The organism is Rouxiella sp. T17 (genome assembly GCF_036663475.1).
Lineage (GTDB): Bacteria > Pseudomonadota > Gammaproteobacteria > Enterobacterales > Enterobacteriaceae > Rouxiella.
Genome location: NZ_JAWUEA010000024.1, coordinates 47,936 through 73,734, shown reverse-complemented (window position 1 = coordinate 73,734; position 25,799 = coordinate 47,936). Strand labels below are relative to the sequence as shown.

The following is a 25,799-nucleotide window of genomic DNA, read 5'->3' as shown; positions in this document are numbered from 1 at the left end:
AAAGTGATTGTACCCTGGCTGCCTGTAGGCTTCCGTTTACTCGATGGAAGAACACTTCGTTTTACACTTTTCGAAGGGGAAGGCTGGCAGATTATCGAGACAGTTGAGCGAAGTCGGGCACTGATTGTACTCGACTCACTCGGACATCGTTGGCTTTCTACAGGGATCATTGAAGCGGGACAATTTCAGTGTTTCGAGTATGGCTCGCAACAATTCCATCTAATACTTGATGTTCAACGTTCTGCTTTGTGTCCCGTTAACCTAAGCAAATCGCCTGACAGTAAAGCTGAAGCACTGGCTTTTGCTCAAGCCTTTAAAGCGACGCGAAACATTGATGCATCATCATCTCTGCATGATGCGTTGTATGTAGAGAAGCTTTGCAGACTGCTTCCCGTTTATAGCTCAGAGGCATTTATTGCGGACGACGTGGTTCTCGGGCAATGGCTGACTGGCGGGATGAGAATTTCCATTCGTGCCACTGATCAATTAAAGCAGGTGCTGACATGGCTGAGCTCGAATCATTTGGCTGATGTTATTGGCTCCGCTGGCTTTAATTCAACGGCTTCACAGAACGCTTTTAAACCAAATAATGGCGAAAGCGATGAGGAACAATGGAGGATTGAAAAACAATGCGAAGAGCGAAGCATAAAAGCTGCTCAACGTGCTAACAACATAGCCCCTTTTGAACTCGCAGGACGACCAAATCTGAGCACTTTTTTTAACGAACATATCATCGATATATTTCGCAATAGCGAACAGTACGCGATGATGAGGATTGGCTTTCCGGCCTCAGTGGTCCTTCATGGGCCGCCTGGTTGTGGCAAAACGTATGCGGCTGAGCGGCTGGTAGAATATCTGGATTGGCCGTGTTTTCAGATAGATGCTTCGAGTGTCGCGAGCCCCTATGTCCATGATACCAGAAAAAAAATTGCTGAGATCTTTGATAAAGCAATTGAGCAAGCTCCCGCGGTAATTGTCATTGATGAAATGGATGCTTTCCTTGCCGACCGTCGAGGGGGAAGTGACCAGCATCGCGTGGAAGAAGTGGCTGAGTTTTTACGTCGCATACCGCAAGTGCAGAGCCACCAAGTGCTCATTCTGGGGATGACAAACCGCATAGATATCATCGACCCGGCCATTTTAAGGCGTGGACGCTTTGACCATATAATAAAAGTGGATTACGCCAGCGAATCAGAAGTTCAAGCGTTGCTGGAAAATCTGCTATCGGAATTGCCAAAAGATGACGATCTGGATTTAGTTGCTTTAGCTTCTGCAATGGCGTATCGGCCCCTTTCAGATATCAGCTTTATGGTGCGAGAAGGTGCTCGTCTGGCTGTCCGGTCGGGGAAATCCAGGGTATCACAGGAATATTTACAAGCGGCACTGGACGCCACGACATCACGTAGTGATAAAGATGACTCACAATACCGGATAGGATTCATTTAAGGGGACAAGGTGCAGGACTATCATAAACAAAACAACAATAAGCGCCCAATGGGCTTCGCTGGGCTCGCCTCTATGGTGTCGGATGTAGATGACATAGTAACGCAGGAAATCTGCGATGTGGGAATAACCTCAAAACCGCAAGCGGCTGTAGCTACCCGTGCCGTCATCACAACCTCAGTTTCACCGAGTACATCTTCGCCGCAACCTCAGTATCAAAAGCCTGCGGCGCCAGAAAAGCCTAACAACAAAAGCCGAAACTGGATCATTGGCTTTGCAGTTATTGCGGGAGTCTATTGGTTGGCAAACCGCCCGGTTGATGCTCCGCCGTCTTCTACTTCAGCCAACAATTATTCGACTTACTTACCCGCTAACGACACCTCGTCTACAGCAAGCAACTCTTCAGCCCCCGAGCCCGAAGCTTCACCGATTGACCAGGTGCCACCTGTAGGGACAAACCTAGTCCTAAGTCGCGCGCAAATACGATACTGCCTTGCGGAGAGTATTCGCCTTGATGCGGCCAGGGGGGTACTCAATCCTCAAAGTAACGCCGACACAAAACTCTTTAACGAATATATTGCCGACTATAATGCGCGTTGTTCTAGCTATCGCTACCATCAAAACGATTATGATAGTGCCAATCGCGACGTACAACAAAGGCAGTATGACTATCAAAATGAAGGGCGTGCTAGGTTCTAATACAACCAATGGCAATACACCGTAATACCTAACCATGAAACGGCTTTAACCGCCTTTTGTGGCGTCAATTTAGGGAAAACTGCAATGTCTTTTACACCAGATGAGGCGTCTTTAACTACGTCATCCTTGCATAGCAACCCGTTTGCAGTGTTAGGGATCACGGTGAGAAATGATCGAAGAACTATTGTTGAGCAAGCTGAGCAGCAATCTTTGCTGCATGATGCTGATGAGTGCCAACGAGCCCGAAGCATGCTGACGAATCCGAAAAATCGTGTGGCAGCAGAGATGGCCTGGCTACCTGGCGTTTCGCCCGATCGCGCAAATCGTTTACTGGACAATTTACTGTCGAATACTATGTCAGTTCGGAGAGAAAGAAATCTCCCTTCGCTTGCGCACTGCAATTTGATGGCCGCCGCTTTTGACGCGGTTTCATGTGAATACGCGGCTGACTACCTGGCAGAGTTTATTCTTGAGTTTGCGACACAAGTCGATGAATGCGATTTGGAACAGATAACAGAACAGATCAATGATGATCGCGTCTGGTCTGGGTTCACAAGCGTCATGAGTGGCGAACTTATTGAGACAGAGTTCTACGAGCGCAAGCGAATTTACAATGGTGTCATTAAAGATGCCCTGAATCGACTGCCGTCAGAAACCTTACTTGAGACATTGGCGATTACAGTCCGTTACGCGACCGCAGAAGGACATGTGGCTGCGCCAGAGCTGATAAATGAACTACTTGATGCTTATGATATAGAAATTCAGTCGGTACTTGATAAAGAAGATGCCAACATACAACGAGTTATCTTGAAAATTCGTGAACAAATCCCGGATGGCGAAGAGTCAGTTTTACCGTTACTCAATGCGTTGGAAAAACTGACAAAAAATTGGGACAGGTTCACTCGACCTATCCAGCTTGGCTCTAAAGCGCGTGGAATCGATCACGAGAAAAGCGTCCAACTCGCCTGGTCACTGCGTAACCTCTCACTCGAATTGTACAATCAGCATGGCATGCTCGATGCAGCTACGCGCCTGACAGAAATTGAACTTGAAGTATTCTCTGAACTGTCTCAATTTATTGAGAAAGTGAAAGAAGACGAAGCTGCACTCACAGAGTTCCATGTCGAGCGAGTTGAAGAGCAAATGAAAAATGATGAATGGAATGAATCCATTACCTTCAGCGCAGTAGTAGGACGAGTTTTCAAAGATAAACTTTCTATTTCACCGTCAGGAATTGACTGGGATGGACGACATTATTCATTGGACGATATCAACGCTCTGCGCTGGGGTGCTGTTCGTAACTCGGTGAATGGGGTGCCGACGGGTACAACCTACACCATTGGTTTTACCAACTCCTTATCCTCCGCCTATGGTCTGAATAATTCAGGTGGTGCCGTTATTACACTTAAAGATGAGAAAGTGTTTAACGGATTCCAGAACGCTCTGTGGCGTGCTGTGGGCATAAAATTACTCATCAATATGCTAAAGAATCTCGATGATGGAGAAAAAATCACCATCGGTAGCTTTATCATAGATGATGCTGGTGTTACGTTGCTAAAACATAAATTCTTTGGCTCGACAGAGAGAGTTCGTGTGGGATGGTTCGATGTTGTTGTTTCAAGCAGCAATGGTGAATTCATTATTAGCTCAAAACATGACAAAAAAACCTACAGCTCCGCCTCATACATCAATGATTGGAATACTCATATTATAGAAATGATAATCAGAGGTGCATTCGAGAAAGGTGTTAGAAATCTTAGTGACTATTTGAAAGATTAATGCGTTATTAGCATCAACAGAAATATGGTTTGATATTTCACTGTGTCGGACAGATTCAAAATTTTCATAAAAGAGTACCAACGAGCCCGTAGACAAATCTAGCCTATATTTTGATTATAAGAGGAGTTTACGGGCATACACCAGGGGGCAGCTCGGAAAACGGAAAATATCCTGCGCTAAGCTGTTTCCTGAGCAGATAGGGCTTGCCTACTGGCTGCAACTGACACAAAGCATACAGAGGGTGAAGCAAGGTCCGCTTTGAGCGAAAGTGAAATATTCTTGTTTCGGAAAAATGTATGTCCCTTCTTGCAACGCAAAAAATTCTCGGATCTAACATTGAAAGCTCGTGATTTTTCTCTGGATGGAGACTCAACTTGTTGATAATTATTACTGATGACAGTTATCAGCAGTATCTTTTTTGCGGACATTTCAATTAATAGTAAAATGTGTGTGTTACAGGAAGTCTGTTTTCGATAGCTACCCTGCTTTAGCGACTATTCCCTGTAACCGTATAAAAAGTAAGATTACACACAGAGCAGCATCGGGTCTTCGTGCCAATTTTTCGGAGACCCAATTTCTCTCTTACTAACTATCAATCTTGAGTTTCGTTTCACACACCTTATCTCCTGCGAATTATCCACTATCTTTACAATTTTATTTCTGCTTAACCGATGCTTTCTATAAAAAGCAATCCATCTCTTTAGAAACCAGCAATTTCTCATAACTTGTAATTAGTTGTTTGTTAGCATAATTGAATCAGGCACTACCTATTGTAACGAAGGTGCTATCGCGCCTCCTCTTGAGATGATGGATTTTCATTTTCAGAGGTTCTTTTTTCCAAAATCTACGCAGCCATTTTTTCAAAAGTTTTGCAGTTCAATCCTTCAAGATCATCCAATTTCAGGGGCTAATTCATAGCTTCTAATGACTGATAGGTTAGCAACGTCTGCCTTTGGAAGAGAGGGACATGCGCACGACATGGTCCGCTTAGAGCGAGGAGCGGAAGTTCGTAATTATTATCAGTACAGCGCATTACTAATACGATCCTGCATCAATCAATATGAGTCTCCACGAATAATCTAGGTACTTCTTAGCCGTTGATAATATTGCTTTTCATATTCGGTCGCTGGCATCCGACCACTCGAACCAAGCCAACACTTACTGTTATAAAATATTTCGATATAATCAAAAATATCACTACGGGCCTCTTCGCGTTTCGTAGATCTTTTCTTAATCCATTCTTGCTTCAGTAACTGGAAAAAAACTTTCTGCAACTGCGTTGCCGTGACAGTTACCACGACGGCTCATACTGCCTTCCAGTCACTGTGATTTCAGGAACTATTGCCACTCATGGCTTGTGTACTGGATTCCTTGTTCAGAATGAAGAAACACCTGTTTTTGAGGATTTTGTCTCCACACGGCGATCATAGGCGCATTCAGGACAACATCTTTTGTGATCCAGGGTTACATTGGCTAGCCAATTTGCGTGAGAACGGGTCATCAACCAAGGCCAGATACAGCCAACCTTCATGATTTCGGATGCAAGTTATGTCCATTACTCCATTTATTTTTACACTGAAAGCAATGAGGTGAGAAGGGATGTTTCATGCTTGATTTAATTATAAAATTGCAGGAAAGTGACCTTGTATCAGCTGATCATTAGTGGGTAAAAAAATGTGGGAAGATAAGTATATTTGTCATAAATGCGTGAATGATAAATATGTCATGCAGCAAATAAGACAAACCGGAAATAACGATCAGATTTGCTCATACTGCAAACGGAAGCGTAGAAATATTCACCTCGAATATATCCTCAAGATGATGAACGAGGTTTTTGAATACTACTATGATATGGATGAGGATATCTATGATTCCGGGCGCGGTGATTGCGCGCAGGATGTCATCTGCGGAGAACTAGGCGTCGAATGGGACGTAGCTGAAGATATTTATCAATATCTTTGTGATGAATATAATCCGCATAACGATTATGACTACATCCGGTATAATGATGGGTTTGTTTATCGGCATATAAATCACTCTAGCGGGGAGCTTGCGCATATCTGGAGTAAAGCCACTAACTCCCTTATGAAAGAAACGCGATATTTTAACCGTGAAGTTAATGATTTCCTGGATTCACTTTTCAGTGATATCGATAAACTTAAAAACAGAGACAGTAATTCACCGATAAAAACTCTGACTGATGAGGTTCATCTTTTTCGTGCAAGGGTCTTTGAGGACCAAGAAGAAGTAAAGCAAGCCTTGGAGCAGCCCGAGAAAAATTTTGGGCCTCCCCCACCAACTTTGGCGCGGTCGGGCCGTATGAACGCACAGGGGATTTCAGTATTTTACAGTGCAACCTCAGTGAATTTGGCAATTGCTGAAGTAAGGCCGCCCGTCGGCAGTATTGTAGTGACAGCCTCTTTTGTACCGTTACGCGAGCTAAAAGTGCTGGACATTTCTGCCCTTGACTCGCTTAGTTTCGGCTTAGGCAGTAAATTTGATCCTCAGACTCGCAAAACCAGTGAGCGCACGATTTTTTTCAGTACGCTTTCCCGGAAGCTGACGCTTCCTACTTTTGGAAAAAGGCAGGACAGTGATTACCTCATCACCCAAGTGGTTGCCGATTACCTCAGTGACCGAAATAAATTCAAGCTTGATGGTGTCAGCTTTAAATCTACCCAGGTAGATGCCAACGGTGAGGATGCTGAAACAGGATATAATGTCGTTCTGTTTAATAAGTCTTCCGGCGTCAGGCATGCCGCAGATAAATCTCGCCGATATAATGTTGAGATGTATGAACACATCGAAGATGACCAGTATGCTTTTGTTCCGGAAATTCAATTGATAGTTGAGGAACAAATAAAACCGAGATATATGGGCTCATTTTCATCCTCGCATGACACAAATGATGCACTACTGATGAAAACCAACAGTATGACTTATCATAAAATTACTGGTGTAAAATACAGAACAAGTGAGACGGAGATTCATCAGGGAGATAGCGTTAAAAAACAAGAGCCACCTGAGAAATTCGATGACCTGATGGACTTCTGATCATCCGTTATATCAGGGTAAATCATTATAAAGATGATGTGAGGACAGTTAAGGAAGGAACTCACCCTGTGTCGCCGATATCGCGTTACTGGCGTCCCTTGATACCAAGCGGACAGATTGGTAGACAGACACGTCAGCTTTGAGCGAAGATCGGACCTTGAATGAAGTACAAACATCCTATAGGTCCTATTATCAAAATGCGTGAGAAAAAATTAATTGATATTTTGGGATAATTCTCTCAAATATGGTTCAACCTCTGGACGTAGCATATGATTCTTCATTGAGTCAAAAAAGGTTTTGGGGGTTTGCATTACATCTACTTTAGATTTATTTTTCCTAATGAGAGTCATTCCTTTGCAATTTTCTAAATATTCCTTAACTAAAGCTTTCTTGCGATTTCTATGCAAATCACCTTTAAAAGCTAGAATATGAAAAATTGCTGCACCAATTACAATCTGTTTCACCGAGCATTCGGATGATTCTAATTCACCCCATGAAATTCGACCAAAGAAAGGATTCGCATATCCCGAAGGATGACCATAGAGGTTATGGCCATATTTTAGCATTTCTGATGGTGTCAATTTTAATGGTTTAAACAACCCAAAGAAAATTGCAAAATCTGAAAAGTCAGAACTCCGCCCCAAAATAACATCTTTGTATTTATCAAAAAAAGACAATTTCTTCTCACTAGCCCTAGATGGGGTTTGAGGGCCAGTGATGTAAAAAACCACGCCAAGAGGTTAATTCATTGTTTATATTGATATGTTAGGTAATGCGTTTACAGTCATTACAGTCGTCATCGAGACTGAGCGCCAATGAAACGCATACCAAGTAGACGGGTTTGAGGTCAATGGAGCGAAATTCCATCCTAAGCGTCACATTAGTTGATAAACCTGTAACGTAAGTGAATTCTCATGCGAATAATGTGGTTATGATAAAAAAGCCTAAAGCCGTCATGATGAGGGAGCCAATGACGTGAACAAGTACAGACGTCAAAGCCCATATATAATTTCCCGCCTGGAGTAATGCGAATACTTCAACAGAAAATGTAGAGAAAGTACTCAGACCTCCACAAAGGCCCGTTGTTATCATTAATTTCCAAAAAGGATCAAGGTGTGGTTGTCGTAAAAAGTACGCCAACGCAGCACCAATAATTAATCCGGCAAGGAGGTTCACCACCAGTGTACCTGGAGGTAGATTTGGAAAAAGACTGTTAAAGCGTGTGGACAGTAACCAGCGCAGAGTGCATCCAACAGAACCGCCGATAATGACGGCAAAAAGCGATTTAATCATGTACCCCTCATAAAATAATTTTTTATCGTAACAATATCAGGATATGTCCTCATTTGGCTGACATTGTTAATGTATATCCTTTGACTACATGCAAGATAAGGGGAGGTCCTATTTATTTGACATTAATACCCTCGACAGTTGCTGAGCAGAAGCCCCCATGACAAGTGACAGAATGACAACACCTACAGTGGGGAGCGTTTTACCGATGAACAAGCAACCAAGGAGTAACACGGCGTAGGTGACGACAATGCCAGTAAGCATAGAAATAACAAAAACGTGAGCTTTCATCATACCCCCAGAATAACCCCGACGTGTAAGCCGGGGTGATTGGCACAATAAGGTCATTTAAAGGCAGACTGTCCGGCAAATTGCGCCGATGAACCCAGCTCATCCTCAATTCTCATGAGCTGGTTGTATTTTTCGATACGCTCCCCCCTACACGGCGCCCCTGTTTTAAGATGGCCGGCACGCATGGCTACTGTCATATCGGCAATAAAGCTGTCCACCGTTTCACCGCTACGGTGAGAAATAAATGCCCCCCAGTTATTGTCATGACAGAGTTGAACCGCGTCAAAGGTTTCACTCAGGGAACCAATCTGGTTGAGTTTAATCAATGCGGCGTTGGCAAGATTTTCATCAATACCGCGCTGGATATATTTCACATTGGTCACAAACAGATCGTCCCCGACAAGTTCCACCTGTTCCCCAAGCGTATCGTGAAGAATTTTCCATCCCGTCCAGTCATCCTCAGCGAGACCGTCTTCAATCAGGGCTATCGGGAAGTTTTTCACCAATGTTTGATAATAGTTAGTCATTTCCTGCGAGGTCAGCTCGGCATTCTCTGTGCGCAGATGATATTTCCCATCACGATAGAACTCGCTGGATGCCGGGTCCATACAAATGACAATGTCGTCACCAGGACGGTACCCTGCTTTCTCAATCGCCAGAACGATCAGTTCCAGCGGCTCACGATTAGAAGAAACGACAGGTGCAAAACCACCTTCATCTCCAACCCCCGTCGACAGCCCCTTTTCCAAAAGAACCTGGCGGAGCGAGTGATATACTTCGCTTCCCCAGCGCACAGCCTCCCTGAATGTTGGCGCTCCGCAAGGGGCAATCATGTATTCCTGGAAGTCAGCCCCCTGCCCGCGGGCATGAACTCCTCCATTAATAATGTTCATGCAGGGTACCGGCAGAAGAGTAGCCCCAATTCCCCCAAGGTAGCGGTACAAAGGCGTATTGGATAGCTGAGCTGCTAGCCGCGATACGGCCAGTGACACGCCCAAAATAGCATTTGCCCCAAGGCGTGCTTTGTTGTCCGTTCCATCCAGAGCAATCATGATGTTATCGATGCCACGCTGATCACGAACATCATGCCCTTTAAGGCTGTCAAAAATTTCGGAATTAACGCTTTCAATAGCGTTGAGAACACCCTTTCCGTCAAAGCGTGCTTTATCACCGTCGCGGCGCTCCATTGCCTCACGCGAACCAGTACTGGCACCGGAAGGGACTGAGGCTCTTGCCATCGCGCCACATTGGGTTATGACATCGACTTCTATCGTTGGATTACCCCGTGAGTCCAGTATTTCACGGGCTACGATTTTCTCAATAATAAAACTCATATAAACCTCGGGTATCAGTAAGTAATAATATGTTTAATCAACACGTCCACGGTCAGGTGGTTGATGAATTCGATAGAATGGGAGGAGAGTGTTCCGAACAGCCTGTTTTTGTGCCCCATAATGACCAGATCAATGCCCGCCCCGGTGACGCAGGCTTCAACGTCCCGAAATCGATTGATCGTAACAATTTCTTTTACATCAACGGGAAAAGTGGCTGACTCCACTAACCGGCTCAACATGGCTTTTGCGTCAATGACGTCGGCAGACTGGCGATCTTTGGTTAAAGAATCGGAGGCGATATCGAGTTCACGGTAATCCGACGTGAGGTGCCCAAGGGTGATCACCGTTCCTTGCTCATGAAAACTTTGCGCAACACTTTGGAGCAGAAACTGACCGTCAGACTCATCACTGAGCAATATGAGAGCGTGCTTATACATTGGCATCGATTACCTCCAGGAGGTTGATATAGCGCTCGTCAACCACGGCAGTATGTCTTTTTTCCTGCTGATAACCCCAGGCAGGGACAAACTCGCGAAGTTGAGCGCATTATTTTCTGAGAAATATAACGTTGAGTTTTTTTGAAAAATATCTGTGATAGCCATCGCTGCAATGTCAAAACCGCCACACTGACATTCTTTCATCAGTGCTGTATGAAGGTCGGGAAGCACCAAATCCACTTCGGACATGGCCGCGACTTCAATTTGTGAAAGGAGCACCGAGAGGCCGTTAATCTGGTAGCGTTTAGCATCCTTCATAAGCAGAGTGTGGGGGCTTTGCCCCCGGATATCGGTTTTAGCGGCAAGTAACCCCTTAACAAAGGGGTCATAGTTGAGTTTGCTGATTGCGATTAAAGCCTTTACGGCGGCAATATCATGAACGGTCGTCGTCGGTGAGCTGAGGACAACTGTATCGCTCAAAATAGCCCCTAACATCAGGGTAGCCTGAGCGCTGGAAATACTCAGTTGGTTTTCAAAGGTAAGGATTTGCCAGAGGATAGTGGCACAACATCCGACGGCGCGTATCCATACATCCGGAGGGTTTTGTGTCATCACAGTACCCAGTCGGTGATGGTCAATGATGCCAACAATATTGCTGAGAGCTAAAGAAGGAGGTCCTTGTTCCGCATCGGTAAAATCGACCAGCCAGACCGGCGTCCCACTCAAGTCTTCGCTAAGTAATCGAGGAGCTTCAACCCCGGCTTGCTGCAAAATGAAGGCGGTTTCTGGGGTAATTTCACCCAGCCGAAATGGGGTTGCAGACTTCCCAAGCATGTTTAACCAGTCTGCGGTGACAAGTGCACTGCAGATACTGTCGCTATCGGGATTTTGGTGGCCAAAAACATAAATCATAGCGACACCTTTAATAAATAAGGTGAGCAATGCATGGATGAGTGACTATAAAGAATTTTTTTCATAAGAGTACCTGACATACGTGCCTAAGGAGAAAAGCAAAAATGTATATCAGGCGTCATCATCCGAACTGAAAAGTCCGGCGGTTGGGAAAGGTGGAACACCATCACCTTGATAAAAATCATAGGTGAAAATCGCGATGTGCGCAACAAAAGTTCCTGCATCTTCAGCCAGAGCTAAATCGTCAGGGCCTTCAGAAAATTTTTAAGGTCTCAATTCGTTGAATGGCGGGTGAGTTTTTTTATTCTGAAATACGTTGCACGAGAAATACCCGTTTTCTCTATGATGAGTTTAACGGTGGCACCTTGGCTGATAAGTTCCCGTACCATTGCTGATTTTTGGTGAGGTTTACGCCCAAACTTAACACCAGCAGCCATAGCAACCAGTCGACCATCGTTGGTGCGTTCGAGGATGCGCTCACGTTCAGCTTCAGCGACAGCCGCGAGTATCTGAATCACCATTTTCCCCATAGTACCTTCAGTACTCAGCCCATTTTCCAAAAAACGAATGGCGATCCCCTTTTTGTAACAGGCGTCCACAATGTGGATCATATCCGCTGTATTGCGGCCAAGCCTGTCCATTTTTGTACAAATGATGATGTCGTCTTTTTCGGCACGGGCAAGCAGCCGTTGTAACCCTTCGCGTTCATCCGTGGCTCCCGACATCATGTCAGTAAAAATTCTGTCATCTCTGATACCAACAGATTTCAGCTCTGTGAGCTGCTGCGTCAGTTTTTGATGACTGGTTGATACTCTTGCATACCCCAGTAATGCCATATTGGTCTCAAAAATCGATATTGATACAACATAGTATCATAAGATATAAATCACGATTTTTGATACTTATGTTTGATGCCATTTTTAGTGGTCTCAAAATTCATAATATTTGAGACTATAAACAACAGGACAGAACACCCTTTACGAAAGGATGCGCGATGAGTGATGACTTTCTTACCCGTGAGCAGACAGAAAACTACGGTCGCTATGTGGCCGAGCCAAATGAAGTTCAGCTGGCCCGGTATTTTCATCTGGATGAGCGTGATCTGGCTTTTATCAACCTGCGGCGGGGAAAACATAACCGTCTGGGGATAGCTCTTCAACTGACCACGGCACGCTTCCTGGGAACATTTCTTTCCGATCATCTTCAAATCCCCTCAATTATCCGTTTTTACATTGCTACGCAGCTGAACATCAGCCGACTGGAAATCCTTTCCCGTTATGCTGAAAGAGAAAATACCCGCTGGGAGCATCAGGGGCTTATCAAGCACCATTATGGTTATCATGATTTTGGTGATTTCCCGTGGACGTTCAGGCTGAAGCGTCTGCTCTATACCCGCGTCTGGCTCAGCAATGAGCGTCCAGGCCTGCTGTTTGATTTTGCCACCGCATGGTTGCTGCAAAATAAGATCCTGCTCCCCGCAGCCTCAACGCTGACAAGGCTGATTGGCGGAGTACGTGAACGAGCAAGCCGACGATTGTGGCGGATGCTGGCGTTGTTGCCTGACAGCTGGCAGAAAGCACAACTGGAGGGTTTACTTGAAATACCTGAGGGACAGCGTATATCGGTGCTGGAGGAGATGCGAAAAGGTCCAGTCACTATCAGTGGACCGGCCTTTACAGACGCTCTGGGGCGATATACCCGACTGCGTAGCATGGAGTTTTCCCGGCTGAATTTCTCTGGTCTGCCGGCCATCCAGCTGCGTAATTTAACCCGTTATGCCGGAATGACTTCGGTAAAATACATAGCCAGAATGCCTGAAGAACGACGACTGGCCGTGCTTACTGCATTTGTGAAAGCGCAGGAAATTTCGGCGCTTGACGAGGCCGTGGATGTACTGGATATGTTGATACTGGACATCATGCGCTCTGCGAAAAATATCGGGCAGAAAAAGCGGCTCAGGACCCTAAAAGATCTTGATCGTGCCGCGCTATTACTGGCACGGGCATGCACCCTATTACTTGATGAGAATACCGATGAGGCAGCTCTTCGGCAGGCTATTTTTCGCCGCATACCAAAGGACAAACTTGTTGAATCTGTCGGCAAGGTAAATGAGCTGGCACGCCCGCAGGATACTCATTTTCAGGATGAAATGGTGGAGCAATATGGGCGGGTGAAGCGTTTCCTGTCCGCAATGTTACGTGACTTACACTTTCAGGCTGCCCCGGCCGGGGAGCACACGTTGTCAGCAATCCATTATCTGGCCGAACTGAGTGGCTCAAAAAAGCGAATTCTCGACGATGCACCAGAGCACATCATTTCCGGCCCCTGGAAACGTCTGGTATACGACAAAGATGGCAGGATTCTACGCGCGGGTTACTCGTTGTGTCTTCTCGAGCGTCTTCAGGATTCTTTGCGCCGTCGTGACCTCTGGCTGGAGAACAGTGACCGGTGGGGTGACCCACGTCAGAAATTGCTTCAGGGAGCCGAATGGCAGGCACAGCGGATCCCGGTATGTCGGGCGCTGGGTCATCCATCAGACGGAACTAAAGCAGCAGAGCAACTGGCTACGCGACTTGATGACACATGGAAATCAGTGGCTTCACGTTTTGCCTGTAACGCTGCGGTCAACATAAGCAATGAAGGTAAGCACCCCTCACTGACGATCAGCAGTCTGGATAAACTGGATGAGCCACCGGCACTGATACAACTGAACCGTCGGGTAAGAGAACTGATCCCACCCGTTGATCTGACCGAGCTGTTGCTTGAAATAGATGCCCGAACCGGTTTTACCCGCGAATTCAGCCACGTCAGTGAATCAGGTGCCCGGGCGCAGGACCTACACGTCAGTCTGTGCGCAACACTGCTGGCTGAAGCCTGCAATATCGGGCATGAGCCTCTTATAAAGCATAATATTCCCGCGCTTACTCGTCATCGACTGAGCTGGGTTAAGCAAAATTATCTCCGTGCAGAAACACTTGTCAGCGCTAATGCGCGGCTGGTTGATTATCAGTCCTCGCTGCCGCTCGCCGGGTTCTGGGGTGGTGGTGAAGTTGCCTCCGCAGATGGTATGCGTTTTATCACACCGGTGAAAACGATTAATTCCGGACCGAATCGTAAATACTTTGGTTCAGGACGCGGTATCACCTGGTACAACTTCGTCTCCGATCAATACTCCGGTTTCCATGGCATTGTCGTTCCCGGTACGCTTCGTGATTCCATCTTTGTGCTGGAAGGGCTTCTGGAGCAGCAGACCGGGTTGAATCCGGTAGAAATTATGACGGACACGGCAGGATCCAGCGATATTATTTTCGGCCTGTTTTGGTTACTGGGCTATCAGTTCTCGCCTCGCTTGGCCGATGCAGGTGGGGCGATATTCTGGCGTGCAGATAAAGCGGCACATTATGGTGCCCTGGATGAGTTGGCCCGGGGATGTGTTGAGCTGACGAAAATAGAATCCCAATGGGATGAAATGATGCGAATGGCGGGCTCACTGAAGCTTGGGACAATCCATGCATCAGAGCTCATACGCTCACTGTTGAGAAGTAGCCGACCATCTGGTCTGGCTCAGGCAATTATGGAGGTGGGGCGGGTCAACAAGACTTTATATCTCCTCAACTATATCGATGATGAGGATTACCGACGACGCATACTCACCCAGCTTAACCGGGGCGAGGGTCGTCATGCCGTGGCTCGGGCTATTTGCTACGGACAGCGTGGTGAGATCAGAAAACGCTACCGTGAAGGTCAGGAAGATCAACTGGGTGCTCTGGGCCTGGTAACCAATGCGGTTGTGCTGTGGAACACCATTTACATGCAGGAGGCATTGTCACATCTTCGCAAATCGGGAGAGACTCCTGAGGAGGAGCATCTGGCAAGATTATCGCCGCTGATACATGGCCATATAAATATGCTGGGGCATTATACGTTTTCGTTACCGGAAGAAATTCTGAAGGGCGAACTAAGAAAATTAAATTTCAATATAAACAATAAATTAAGCTTTTAGCGTGGTTTTTTACATCACTGGCCCTCCAACCCCTAGATGAATTGAATGCAACTTTAAGTAGCCAACGAGAGAGTAAACTATAATTATAATCGATATTAACTTTTTCTTTTAAAAAACACTCTGTAAAGAAACCAGAGCGCTCTAGCATATTTTTGACATAACCATCTAAATCACATAGAACTTTGTTATTGCAATGGAAACAAACATCTTTTATTTTAGCTTCACCACTTATCATTTTTTTTGATTTTTCTTGCCATCCTATAGTTTTTCCAGATGCTGTACTATATTGATATTCATAGATGAAAGACGGGAGTATATGTTCTCTAGTCATTTTCCCTTCTTGACCACAATATATGCAAGCATTCATTTTATCCCTTTAGCAAAGATATAATAACTGACATTCGATAATAACAATTAACAGCTCGTGTTAGCAGTTGTTAACTTATCAATAAACAGTTCCTCTATTATTAGCCAGTACCATTAGAAGAAACCCCTCTCCAAAGGTAATTTTATAAAATATTATCAATATCCACGCCTGGCACGGAGTAGACTGGCTATCTAAGCTAAAGGTCCGCTGAGAGCGAAAAGCGGAAGTTTCATACAAATCTTGAACAGGTCATAATGAGCTTTCCACTCGGTTGCCAAGTTTGTTCCAAGTTACTTAATCTTGCACGCTCTAAATAATGAGAATATAAATCAGTGACAACTACAACTTATTGTATTTTTTTTGGATAACAATTACTTAAGCATTATATTTTATTTTCACATAAGTGGATGCTGATAGTATTTATGTAAAAATCTGATCGGCACATAATAATAAATTTAATAGCTTTGTATTCCTCAGTCTACCCGTAAATAAAGCCGTTTATAACCCATAAATATTAGAGGATGAACAGTAAACCTTTGTGTGACATTGAAGGATTGCTGTTCTATTGTAATGGGCTAGCGCCTCAAGAGCATATTCACCATTCGTTAGCAATCTTATTTCTATGTTTTTAGGTGTGCTCTCTAAAATTGCCATTAAGTTCTCAACCGTATCTGGTCGCTCTGGATTTTTTTCCAAAAGAGTTCTCACATCGAGCATAGCAAGTTTTATGAAACAATTAGCCGTGAGATTAAAAGCCATAACCAGGCTACCATTTTCCGGGTCAGCGAGGTCTACGAACGATCTATCAGATAGACATACTTTTTTATCTGCGTGTTCATCAGTAAATTTATAAACCCAAACAGCCGTTGCCTGTTTTTTATCAGTGATAAACTGGTAAATGATGTCATCTAGCATATTTCTTCCATTATTTTCTGAATCCATCAAAATCAAAAAAATAACCCTCATCCATCTGAAATACTGGTGTTTTTCAACGTCAAAAAGCTGACAAATTCTGTCCACGCCTTTATCATTTCTTTTCTCTATTTTATCGTATTCGGCGCGTAGTTTACTGTTTAATGGATAGTAGTCAGCCAAAGCACCAAAAGTGTTCAAAACTTTTTCTATATTAAAAGGATTCCTTATAAAATTAAGGAATTTCATGGCTAAGACATCGTTTAGCTCGTTTAAAATATCATTGCTATTGCTTTCAATTTTATTAATAAAAGTCAGTGTAGACTCAAGAATTTTCTCCTCATACCTCCCAAAAGCCTCTTCGAAGTTATGCCTTATTCCATTGTCTAGAAAGTCAAAACTAAAGAGGTCAATATAGGCAAGATTACTTGATATTTTATTACCGCTTATTGATTTCAACTCGACCTTGTAATCATCCCGATCCAGTAATAAAAACGAGTAAATTTTCATGCTATCTTTTTTTGAGTTTAAATTGATTGCATTCAATCGTTGCTCAATGCGCGAGAAAAAATGCTGATTTTTAGTCTGATTTTTAAAGCTCATATTGACCCTTTATGCAAGTTGTTCAACTATCAATGTTCACTTTCTTTCAATTAGTATTATTCCATATTGCGATCTTTAAGATTGTTAATACCTGTTTTATGTCCCGCTAATCGCCAGCATGTGAGTAATATTAAGTTCCGTACGGCTTATCACATTGATAAATTATAGAATTTAAAGCAAGCCCGATTACCAGTAAATATTATACATCTAGTTGAGACCGTCGTAAACTGATCCGGCTGAGCGGTATTGAGAATATGCAACAGCCATCGCCTCGATCAATCTTGGAAGTTAGATTTGGTAGTTCAAGTTGGCTTTACAGGCTCTTTATAAATCAGCATTGCACGATACAACCAACTTCCGCTTCTGGGTACTTGGCTGTTTGTATCAGAACCAAAGGCAGCTTTGAGCGAGGAGCGAACATTAGAGGCTTTCACTTGCCCTTGAATTCTCTTGCAACTTAATTAGATATTCAGTTGTGAAATGTTGCTTCCCAAACTCTCCGAACTCCTTAATTAATTCACTCCCCATGAATTCCAAATCTTTATTATTTTGTAAAAACGACAGAGAGGAATCCCATGCCTTTCCTTGTATTGCATCCATTTGTTTCTTTAGTAATTTTTCATCTTGAGCCGGAGTGTTAACTATACCGTTCATAATGGGTAGCAGCTCTTCTATTTTTCCTTTGTCTGTTATGGCAGTTTTATCCATTACTCCATTATTGTAAAAAAAAGAGGTGTCATTTTTACTGTCGATTTCCAGTTCATATTTTTTGTGCCAAAGAATATCCGCAATCACTCCGGCATTGAGTATGCATACCCGGTTAAACAAATGTTCATATATGGCATTGGTACTATCTAGTTTTGTTTTAGGTGAGGGATTAATCGCCGAGTTGCCATAAACACCAACGTGAGATGTCCCAATTATGATTTTCCCAACATCGAAGCCAACGTTACGTCCCATCAACCAATGTCCAAGCTCATGATAAATAGCGCGTTTACACTGCTTATCAGTGCTAAGGGTATTATGAATCATAGATTCCCTTTTTATTTATTTTGGATGAGTGTTGATAACATTTTATTTGATTAAAATATTTATAAGGAGTTGGCTTTAACTATAAATTATGACTTATCTGCAAAAGCAGGTCAAATAAAGCAAGTAACGTCCGCTTCTGGCTGTGAGTTCAACCGATGGATGCAACACATTGGTTAAAACGCTCTGCGGGTGATTCATAGTCTAGCGTTTTTCTTGGCCTCTCGTTGAGCTGCCTGGCAACACTGTTTAGTCTTTGCTGGCTGTGAACCGATAAGTCAGTTCCTTTTGGAAAATACTGCCTAAGCAATCTGTTCGTATTTTCATTGGAGCCGCGTTGCCAGGGAGATTGAGGATCACAAAAATAGACCTCAATTTCTGTCGCTACAGTAAAAAGGGTGTGATTAGTCATTTCCGCCCCTCGATCCCAAGTTAATGTTTTATACAGTTCAACAGGCAGCTGCCGGGCTTGTTTGATTAGTGCGGATATGACTGTGGCTGTCTTGTTATCACTGATTTTGGCAAGCATAACAAAGCGGGAATGGCGTTCTACCATCGTGACAATATATGAGTTTTTAGAGCCCTGTATCAGGTCTCCCTCCCAGTGACCTGGTATGGCTCTGTCTGCAACATCAGATGGCCTTTCGCTGATAGGTATTGCATCCGGAATTGAGCCTAATCCCTTTCCTTTAAGTGATGTCGTTCTGGATTTACGTACTACTCTTCCGCTTCTTAGGCACTGCTGCAGCTCTTTTTTTAAAGCTCCCCGGGTTTGTATAAAAAGCGTTTTATAAATCGTTTCGTGTGACACCTGCATTTCCTGATTATCCGGATAACAGCGTTTAAGCCAACCGGCGATTTGTTCCGGCGACCAGTCCTGATACATCTTCTCTGCAATGATTTTACACAATGCGGGGCATCCAATTAGCTTGCAAGGTTTTGGCCTCAGGGCACTGTCCCACGCGTCCTTATCAGCTTTTGCAGCTCGGTAATGTTTTGCACCTCCATGCCTTTTGATCTCGCGGCTAACAGTTGAAGGGGCTCTTGATAATTTGTCAGCGATGTCCCTGATGCTACTTTTTGCTACCAGCCCCCTGGATATTTCCTCTCTTTCATCAAGTGAAAGAGCCAGCCGGTGTCGCTTTCTGACAGGAGGGCGATAACCACCAGTTTGGTGAATAGTGGGCATAACAGAAGAGTGATATCTGTCGAACATTCTGGCGATATCATGCAGGGGATCACCTTGCTTATACCTGTCCCAGATAATCGCTTTCTGTTCTGGCGTGTAGTAAATGCGCGTTCTTCGTTTCATGGCAACGTCCCCCCTTGATTAAGGATAGCGTTGCATCGACCCGTTGAACTCACAGCACATAGCAGACATAACCAATACTACTTGGTATAAGTTTTCGGAGTATAAGTAAAAAATCCTAAGTTTATATAATGGTGTTTATATAAAGTTAGCGACCCCGGGCGCCGTTGCGCGTATCCTAGAAAGCAACCGGGCCGCCCGCCGGCGGCCGGCAAAATGACAACGCTACGCGAATTCTGGTGTACTCGACCCCCGGCGGCGGCGCAGATTTCACGTAGCGCAACATGGTAAAATTTTGGACAAAAGGTGAGTTATTGATGACAAATCCCGCCGGTGCGGACGCGTTTCCGGTTCTGGCCGCGCTGGAGCCCGCGCTCGCGGCCCGGCTGCGCGACTTCGTGCAGGATCGCGAGGCCTTCTCGCCCAACACCTGGCGGCAGCTGCTCTCGGTGATGCGCAGCTGCGCGCGCTGGTCTCAGGACCACGGCCGGGAATTTCTGCCGATGGCGTCGGCCGATCTGCGCGACTACCTGACGTTTCTGCAGGCCGCGGGGCGGGCCTCGACCACCGTGCGCGCCCACGCGGCGCTGATCTCGATGTTACACCGTCACGCGGGGCTGGTGCCGCCCACCGCCTCGCCGCTGGTCTTTCGCACGCTGCGTAAAATCAACCGCGCGGCGGTGGTGGCCGGCGAGCGCACCGGCCAGGCGGTGCCCTTCTGTCTCGGCGACCTGCTGGCCGCGGACCGCGCCTGGCACGGATCGGCGCGGCTGCGTGACGTGCGCAACCTGGCCTTTCTGCACGTGGCCTACGGTACGCTGCTGCGCATCGGCGAGCTGGCCCGGCTGCGGGTGCGCGACGTCGACCGCGCCGCGGACGGGCGCATTCTGCTGCACGTCGGCTGGACCAAGACGGTGGTGGAGGCCGGCGGGCTGGTCAAGGCGCTGAGCGCGGCCTCGACCCGGCGCCTGGAGGAATGGATGGCGGCGGCGGGGCTGGCGGCCGAGCCGGACGCCCTGCTGTTCTGCCCGGTCCACCGCGCCAACCGGGCGACCGTTACCACCGCGGCGCTGAGCGCGCCGGCGCTGGAGGCCATTTTTGCCCGGGCCTGGGACACGGTGGGGCCGGCCACGGCGGCGGCGGCCAACAAGGGGCGCTACCGCGGCTGGAGCGGGCACAGCGCGCGGGTCGGCGCCGCCCAGGACATGGCGCGTCACGGTTATGCGGTGGCGCGGATCATGCAGGAGGGCACCTGGAAAAAGACCGAAACGCTGATGCGCTACCTGCGCCACATCGAGGCGCAGCGGGGGGCGATGGTCGACATGATGGAAAACGGCGGGGCCCCCCCGGCCGGGACGTGACGGCCGGGGAGCCCGCTGCAGGCGGGACACCCCGGCTGCCATGCGGCAATCAACGTCGACGTTGCCGGCACGGCAACGCGTGCCGTCACCGTGCCGGCCCGTCTTCTGCGGGAACCGCTGACGCACCCAGCGCGGTGACGCCCAGCAACGTCATCCTTCTGGCCACGTAGGCCAGCACGGCCTCCCGCTGCGCCTGCGGCATATGGCTGTGGGTGTAGGTGTCGACGATGAGCGGGTGGGTCCCTACCACCTCGGCGAGCCACTTTCCGGCCAGCGCCGGGTTGATCCCCATCCCCGCGGCCAGCAGGATGAAATCGGCCCCGACATATTCGCCGTAGGCGGAATCGAGCCCCGGCGCCATGCCTGCATCATTTTCCTCGCATGCCAGCAGCGGCAGGGCCAGGTATTCCCCGAAGGCGGCCGGATAGGGCACGACGCTGATAAAGTCATACACCGGGGCCAGGCTAGCGGCCCCCTCCTGCGGGTGCAGGATCCCGAGATTGCGCAGGTGAAAATCGTTGTTGCCCAGGACATAGGCATACACGATGCGCAGAAAGACGTCGCGCTTGCCCTGCAGGCTCCGGCTGACGTGCGCGTTCAAAAACCGTGCGGCCTGCTCGTAACTGACCGCCTTTCTGCCCGCCACGTGGCCGTATTTATCCTCTATTCCCATCGCGCCGTCGAGCTGCTCCTGATGCAGGCGCCGGCTCTCCGGGCCCAGACGGTCGTAGCGCCGGATAATGAACGCTAGCTCGTCCGGCTGGTGTTCCTCGCGCCGAAAGCGCAGCAGGCCAAAGGGTGGCACCGGAAATTTCAGGCGCTGCATGACGCACATGGTGGCATGTTCGTTTTCGGCGAGGCCGGGGTAGGCCTCCGGCGAGGGTTTGAGGATGTAGGTGCCGTCATTGTTCACGACGTTGAATTCGCCGTCCACCCGGCGCAGCGACAGCTTGGGCTGGTAGCCCGAAATGCTCATGCCCTGCTGGACGCGGGGCAGGTCCTGCACGAACTGGCGGCGGGTAAACGGCAGGGTCAGCCCCCCCCCCGGCGCGCCCAGCAGGTGGCGGATCCCCTTGGTCGAATACCCGGTTTCCTGCTCCCGCGCTTTCAGCAGGGACAGGTTTATCAGGCAGCGGGTCGGATTCATGGTGTGACCTCCCTGAAGACGATAGCACCGAGCAGGTCGTTGCCGTTATGCATCAGCAGCCCCAGCAGGTCCCGGTCGTCAATCTTCTGAATTTCGGAATAGCGCTTGCGCAACCAGCCTTCCGGTGCCAGCCCGCGGAAAAAGGGGTGCAGCTCTCGGCTGAAATAGGGTGCCGGCGTGACGGGCATGCTGAGCGAGACCGCCGGGCCGGCGTAGTGGGGATGGTAGACGAAGGCAAACCCGTCGCGGTCCTCCTGCAGAAGGCCCGCGGCCCGGCCATAGAGCCAGACTTCTATCTTTCGAGCCATACTTGTATCCCCAGCTCGGCGAGCAGTGCGTGAAGATTCCCGGCCCGCGCCATGGCGGGGTTGGCGATTATTCTTTTAAAGGTCGAGACGGAGACGCCAATCTGCAGGGCCATCTCTTCATAGGTGAGACCCTGGCGTTTGAGTTCACGCGCCAGGATTTTCCCCAGCGCCGCCAGTTCAAGCGGGTGCCGTGGGGAAGGTGAGGACAGCAGGCCCTCGCCGCTGCTGGAAGTGGTTTTCAGCTGAGCCATTAAGAGATTTTTTTCTACTTGTGACAGGTTACTTACCCAGTCTTTTATATTGTCTGAAGTCATTTTTGACACTTTCCGTATTTTTATATCAAAGTAGCGCTAAATCTGTAGCGCGGAAAGGTAAAAAGGTTCAAATTTGAGCTTATACGCAATTATTATTTTTTTTGTGTTCTATAAACAATCAATAAGATAAAGAAGTGTCATTTTTGACACTTTGTGGAAAGCTAATTTATTAGGTGCGGAATAGAGAATTACTAAGGTAATTCTCTAAGCTCATCACGGTATACCGTAATTTCTCTATTTTTAACCTAATTTGAAGATTCGTTAGTGCCTGAGGCCCATTAAATAGGGCTAAAATTCGATTATTTTTTTTATATGTGCCACGAAGGCGTGACAATGTCTTATAAATCAGTGAACTAAAGGTGATATTGGTTTTCATCAATTCTTGTGATGATGAAGTTAAAGCAGATATGAAAGAAGAACATTTACATATGCTAATGCATACTACTTAGTTACAACATATATAAAAAGCATAATAATTACTCAATATGGATGTCATACCACCCTTTCTACTAATCAGTTAGTTTTATAACAAGAGTTCGAGGAAAAATGTACTTGTTCGAATACAAGGATGTTGTAACTACAGTAATGTATATGCTTGTGTATATACATTAAATGAGTTTTACGTACTCGACTATTTTATCCATAGCGTAGATTTTCAGATGAACTGGCCTCACAATTAGATTGTTAACTCACTAAGGGATCTTACTTCTTTCACTTCCCCTTTTGAATAGACCCGGGTTTCGTAAACACTTTTTTGTCTCGTAAGAAAGGCCTAATGAAGGAGTGTTTATGTCAGTCAAAACGTTCACCGAAAAATTTAAAATTCAAGCTCTAAAACAGGTCACCGAGCAGGGATACCCTGTATCATAGGTCTCATCTCGACTTTGGTGTATCCACTATAATAGTCTTTACGCCTAGGTTAAGCGCTACCAGAAACCCGAGCGGCAGCGTAAACAGGGCGATGCAATTCAGCATGAAGTAAAGCGCCTCAGGCAAGAACTTAAGCGAGTAACTGAAGAGCAGTACATTTTAAAAAAGGCCGTCGCGTACTTTGCAAGAACGTCAGGCTGGATAAGGAGGCGCTTCAGGTGGCTTGTGAGCGAAAGTACTGACGACAGAAACGAAGCGGGAAGCGGTGATGTATGATGCAATCGGTCTGTCGCAACGTTATGCCCGTAGATTCAGAGACTTGTCCCTGTCGACTCGACGCTATGATGCTCAGCATCCAGCTACTGATGCGCATTTATGGGGGTGCGTTACTTGAGCTGGCACTGGAGCGCTGGCGGCTCAAGATGGCCTACTCAGTTTTATTTATTGCGATGAGCTAGAAGGACTAAACGCCTGTCGTAGCCAAGAAGTCACAAAACTTCAACAAGGCATTAGGCAGGATCAGATCCTCAAGCAAACTTACCATTGAGCCGAGTATTTATCCTGAAAATATTTTTGAACCGTTTAAAATACTATTTAAATGGAGTTATGCAATATTAAATAGATATCACTTTAATATTATTATGATTGTATTTTTAATGAACCTTCCCCTGTTGTGGTGGCTGTTGTAGGATTTTGGTTGTTCACCAAACAATGGGAGATGCCACTTGAAAAATGCTGCTGTTGTCATCAGAAATTACACTTCTGCTTTTCCTGACCCCATTTTGATAACGAAGAATGATACTGCCGTTATCAGCCATTGTGACCTTGAGTATCCTGGATGGGTATGGATAACACTCCCCTCAGGAAAAGCCGGGTGGGCTCCCCAACAAATATTCTCCCCCCTCAGCTCCAATGAAGTTATGTGTCTTGAAAATTACACCGCGCATGAATTATCAGTCAGCTGCAACGAGAAAATTACTGTCATCAAGTCTCTGAACAGCTGGTACTGGGCGCTCAAACACACAGGAGAGTCTGGTTGGGTGCCAGAAGAATGTGTAAATCTTCTGAGTAGCTAATCAACTTTGAGCATTTTCATGGACGAAAAATCCCTCTATGCCCATATCCTTAACCTGTCCGCACCGTGGCAGATACAATCTCTTTTTCTTGATGAACAATCTGGTTCAGTGACGGTCATTGTCGGCATTGCTGAGCACACACAATTGACCTGTCCAACCTGCGGTAAATCCTGCTCCATACATGAGCACCGACGTCGTAAATGGCGTCATCTCGATACCTGTCAGTTCACCACGCTGGTTGAGGCGGATGTCCCCCGCGTTGACTGCTCTGATCACGGTTGGCAAACTCTGCTGGTTCCCTGGGCAGGGCCAGGTAGCCGCTACACTTTGCTGTTCGAAGCCTTTGTTCTCGCATGGCTAAAAGTTAGCACCGTGGAAGCTGTCAGAAAACAGCTTAACCTCAGTTGGAATGCAGTGGACGGCATCATGATGCGTGCAGTCAAACGAGGCTTAGCCCAGATAAAGCAACTTTTGTCAGCCCGCCATCTCTGCGTGGATGAAGTCGGCTTCAAAAAAGTACACCAGTACGTCACTGTTATCTCTGACCGGCAGGGGCGGGCCTTGAACCTGACCGATGATCGCGGTGTAGAGAGCCTTGCCAGTTATCTTCGCAGCCTTAGAGATCACCAGCTTGATGAGATAAAAACGCTGTCGATGGACATGAACATGGCCCATATCGGTGCAGCCCGCATCCATCTCCCCAATGCCGTAGATAAAATCGCCTTCGATCACTTTCATGTGGCAAAAATGCTGTGTGCCGTCATTGATAAAACCCGTCAGGCTGAGATCAAACAAATCCCGTCGTCAGACCGAAAAGGTGCCCATCGCTCTCGCTATCTGTGGTTTTACAGCAAACAAAATCGCCACGGGCGTAGGGCTGAGAGGTTGGAAGTTGCCCGGCTAGTGTTACCCCAAACGAGCCAGTGTTGGGTAATGAAGGAGCTTGCACGCGATCTGTGGCATCGCCGCTATGACGACCATAGTCGTAAACTGTGGCAAGAATGGATGGCTATGGCCAAAGATACCGAGATACAGCTCATGGCCAGCGTTGCCCGCATGGTGGCAAAGCGCCTTTACGGCATCCTGAATGCAATGAAAAACCGGGTATAGAACGGCAATGCGGAGTCTCTGAACAGTAAAATACGGCTACTCAGGATCAAATCAAGAGGCTTCAGGAATAAAGAACGGTTCAAACTGGGCGTGCTGTCCCACTATGGAAAGTTGGATATGAGGTATTGAACGAGCGGAATAAGCAACCAAA

The 25,799-nt window shown here is 46.8% G+C and carries 20 protein-coding genes, 3 pseudogenes and 1 riboswitch; of the genes and pseudogenes, 9 read left to right on the top strand and 14 right to left on the bottom strand.

Annotated elements, in window-relative coordinates; all coding sequences use genetic code 11:
* Window positions 1-3: 3 nt before the first annotated feature.
* The 3 genes from SC206_RS05895 (at window position 4) to SC206_RS05885 (ending at window position 3,921) form a co-directional block, all read left to right on the top strand.
* Window positions 4-1,446: an ATP-binding protein gene (locus SC206_RS05895; RefSeq protein ID WP_332735115.1), complete on the top strand. Its 1,443-nt coding sequence runs from the start codon at window positions 4-6 to the stop codon at window positions 1,444-1,446.
* Window positions 1,447-1,455: 9 nt separating this feature from the next.
* The gene (locus SC206_RS05890) at window positions 1,456-2,142 is read left to right on the top strand and encodes a hypothetical protein (protein WP_332735114.1); all 687 of its coding nucleotides are present in this window, start codon (window positions 1,456-1,458) and stop codon (window positions 2,140-2,142) included.
* A gap of 84 nt (window positions 2,143-2,226) precedes the next feature.
* Window positions 2,227-3,921, top strand: a complete 1,695-nt coding sequence (locus SC206_RS05885; RefSeq protein ID WP_332735112.1) for a hypothetical protein — start codon at window positions 2,227-2,229, stop codon at window positions 3,919-3,921.
* A gap of 1,079 nt (window positions 3,922-5,000) precedes the next feature.
* Here the strand turns inward: SC206_RS05885 and SC206_RS22065 are convergent.
* Window positions 5,001-5,480, bottom strand: a pseudogene (locus tag SC206_RS22065) (DDE-type integrase/transposase/recombinase); the annotation flags it as partial.
* Window positions 5,481-5,595: 115 nt separating this feature from the next.
* Between SC206_RS22065 and SC206_RS05870 the strand changes: the two are divergent.
* A complete protein-coding gene (locus SC206_RS05870; protein WP_332735108.1) occupies window positions 5,596-6,975 on the top strand; it encodes an RES domain-containing protein in 1,380 nt (459 codons plus the stop codon).
* 212 nt (window positions 6,976-7,187) lie between these two features.
* On the opposite strand, the gene SC206_RS05865 is transcribed toward SC206_RS05870, so the two are convergent.
* From SC206_RS05865 to SC206_RS05840, 6 genes are all read right to left on the bottom strand, one after another.
* Entirely contained in the window at window positions 7,188-7,652 is a 465-nt protein-coding gene (locus tag SC206_RS05865; protein ID WP_332735106.1) for a hypothetical protein, read from the bottom strand.
* A 235-nt stretch (window positions 7,653-7,887) separates the two neighbouring features.
* Window positions 7,888-8,268 (bottom strand): fluoride efflux transporter CrcB, encoded by a 381-nt coding sequence (gene crcB, locus SC206_RS05860; protein WP_332735104.1) that lies wholly within the window; start codon window positions 8,266-8,268, stop codon window positions 7,888-7,890.
* A gap of 341 nt (window positions 8,269-8,609) precedes the next feature.
* Window positions 8,610-9,890: a phosphopyruvate hydratase gene (gene eno / locus SC206_RS05855; protein ID WP_332735102.1), complete on the bottom strand. Its 1,281-nt coding sequence runs from the start codon at window positions 9,888-9,890 to the stop codon at window positions 8,610-8,612.
* 14 nt (window positions 9,891-9,904) lie between these two features.
* Window positions 9,905-10,333 carry a universal stress protein gene (locus tag SC206_RS05850; RefSeq protein WP_332735099.1) on the bottom strand — a complete coding sequence of 143 codons (429 nt, stop codon included), beginning with the start codon at window positions 10,331-10,333 and terminating at the stop codon, window positions 9,905-9,907.
* Window positions 10,334-10,336: 3 nt separating this feature from the next.
* Entirely contained in the window at window positions 10,337-11,239 is a 903-nt protein-coding gene (locus SC206_RS05845; protein WP_332735097.1) for a manganese-dependent inorganic pyrophosphatase, read from the bottom strand.
* Window positions 11,240-11,344: 105 nt separating this feature from the next.
* A riboswitch (Fluoride riboswitch) is annotated at window positions 11,345-11,419 on the bottom strand.
* A gap of 92 nt (window positions 11,420-11,511) precedes the next feature.
* Window positions 11,512-12,075 (bottom strand): recombinase family protein, encoded by a 564-nt coding sequence (locus SC206_RS05840; protein WP_332735095.1) that lies wholly within the window; start codon window positions 12,073-12,075, stop codon window positions 11,512-11,514.
* 158 nt (window positions 12,076-12,233) lie between these two features.
* On the opposite strand from SC206_RS05840, the gene SC206_RS05835 reads away from it, so the two are divergent.
* Window positions 12,234-15,242, top strand: coding sequence for a Tn3 family transposase (locus SC206_RS05835; RefSeq protein ID WP_332735093.1), 3,009 nt, complete (start codon window positions 12,234-12,236; stop codon window positions 15,240-15,242).
* On the opposite strand, the gene SC206_RS05830 is transcribed toward SC206_RS05835, so the two are convergent.
* The 4 genes from SC206_RS05830 to SC206_RS05815 form a co-directional block, all read right to left on the bottom strand.
* A complete protein-coding gene (locus tag SC206_RS05830; RefSeq protein ID WP_332735091.1) occupies window positions 15,214-15,573 on the bottom strand; it encodes a hypothetical protein in 360 nt (119 codons plus the stop codon). The two genes, SC206_RS05835 and SC206_RS05830, sit on opposite strands and share 29 nt — an antisense overlap.
* Window positions 15,574-16,107: 534 nt before the next feature.
* Window positions 16,108-17,124: a hypothetical protein gene (locus tag SC206_RS05825; RefSeq protein WP_332735089.1), complete on the bottom strand. Its 1,017-nt coding sequence runs from the start codon at window positions 17,122-17,124 to the stop codon at window positions 16,108-16,110.
* 420 nt (window positions 17,125-17,544) lie between these two features.
* Window positions 17,545-18,156: a hypothetical protein gene (locus SC206_RS05820; protein WP_332735087.1), complete on the bottom strand. Its 612-nt coding sequence runs from the start codon at window positions 18,154-18,156 to the stop codon at window positions 17,545-17,547.
* Between the two features lie 148 nt (window positions 18,157-18,304).
* Window positions 18,305-19,465, bottom strand: a complete 1,161-nt coding sequence (locus SC206_RS05815) for an IS30 family transposase (protein ID WP_332735085.1) — start codon at window positions 19,463-19,465, stop codon at window positions 18,305-18,307.
* Window positions 19,466-19,779: 314 nt separating this feature from the next.
* Here SC206_RS05815 and SC206_RS05810 point away from each other — a divergent pair, with 314 nt between their 5' ends.
* Window positions 19,780-20,823, top strand: a complete 1,044-nt coding sequence (locus tag SC206_RS05810) for a tyrosine-type recombinase/integrase (RefSeq protein ID WP_332735083.1) — start codon at window positions 19,780-19,782, stop codon at window positions 20,821-20,823.
* Between the two features lie 85 nt (window positions 20,824-20,908).
* Here SC206_RS05810 and SC206_RS05805 read toward each other — a convergent pair whose 3' ends face one another.
* The 3 genes from SC206_RS05805 to SC206_RS05795 are packed head-to-tail and all read right to left on the bottom strand — an operon-like array spanning window position 20,909 to window position 22,592.
* Window positions 20,909-21,970: a type II toxin-antitoxin system HipA family toxin gene (locus SC206_RS05805; protein WP_332735080.1), complete on the bottom strand. Its 1,062-nt coding sequence runs from the start codon at window positions 21,968-21,970 to the stop codon at window positions 20,909-20,911.
* Window positions 21,967-22,278, bottom strand: a complete 312-nt coding sequence (locus tag SC206_RS05800; protein WP_332735078.1) for a HipA N-terminal domain-containing protein — start codon at window positions 22,276-22,278, stop codon at window positions 21,967-21,969. The genes SC206_RS05805 and SC206_RS05800 overlap by 4 nt, the downstream gene beginning before the upstream one ends.
* Entirely contained in the window at window positions 22,263-22,592 is a 330-nt protein-coding gene (locus SC206_RS05795; protein WP_332735076.1) for a helix-turn-helix domain-containing protein, read from the bottom strand. The genes SC206_RS05800 and SC206_RS05795 overlap by 16 nt, the downstream gene beginning before the upstream one ends.
* Window positions 22,593-23,483: 891 nt before the next feature.
* On the opposite strand from SC206_RS05795, the pseudogene SC206_RS05790 reads away from it, so the two are divergent.
* From SC206_RS05790 to SC206_RS05780, 3 genes and pseudogenes are all read left to right on the top strand, one after another.
* Window positions 23,484-23,878, top strand: a pseudogene (locus tag SC206_RS05790) (hypothetical protein); the annotation flags it as partial.
* Between the two features lie 309 nt (window positions 23,879-24,187).
* Window positions 24,188-24,538, top strand: a complete 351-nt coding sequence (locus tag SC206_RS05785) for an SH3 domain-containing protein (protein WP_332735074.1) — start codon at window positions 24,188-24,190, stop codon at window positions 24,536-24,538.
* Between the two features lie 18 nt (window positions 24,539-24,556).
* Window positions 24,557-25,777 (top strand): annotated as a pseudogene (locus SC206_RS05780) (ISL3 family transposase).
* The last annotated feature ends 22 nt before the right edge of the window (window positions 25,778-25,799 follow it).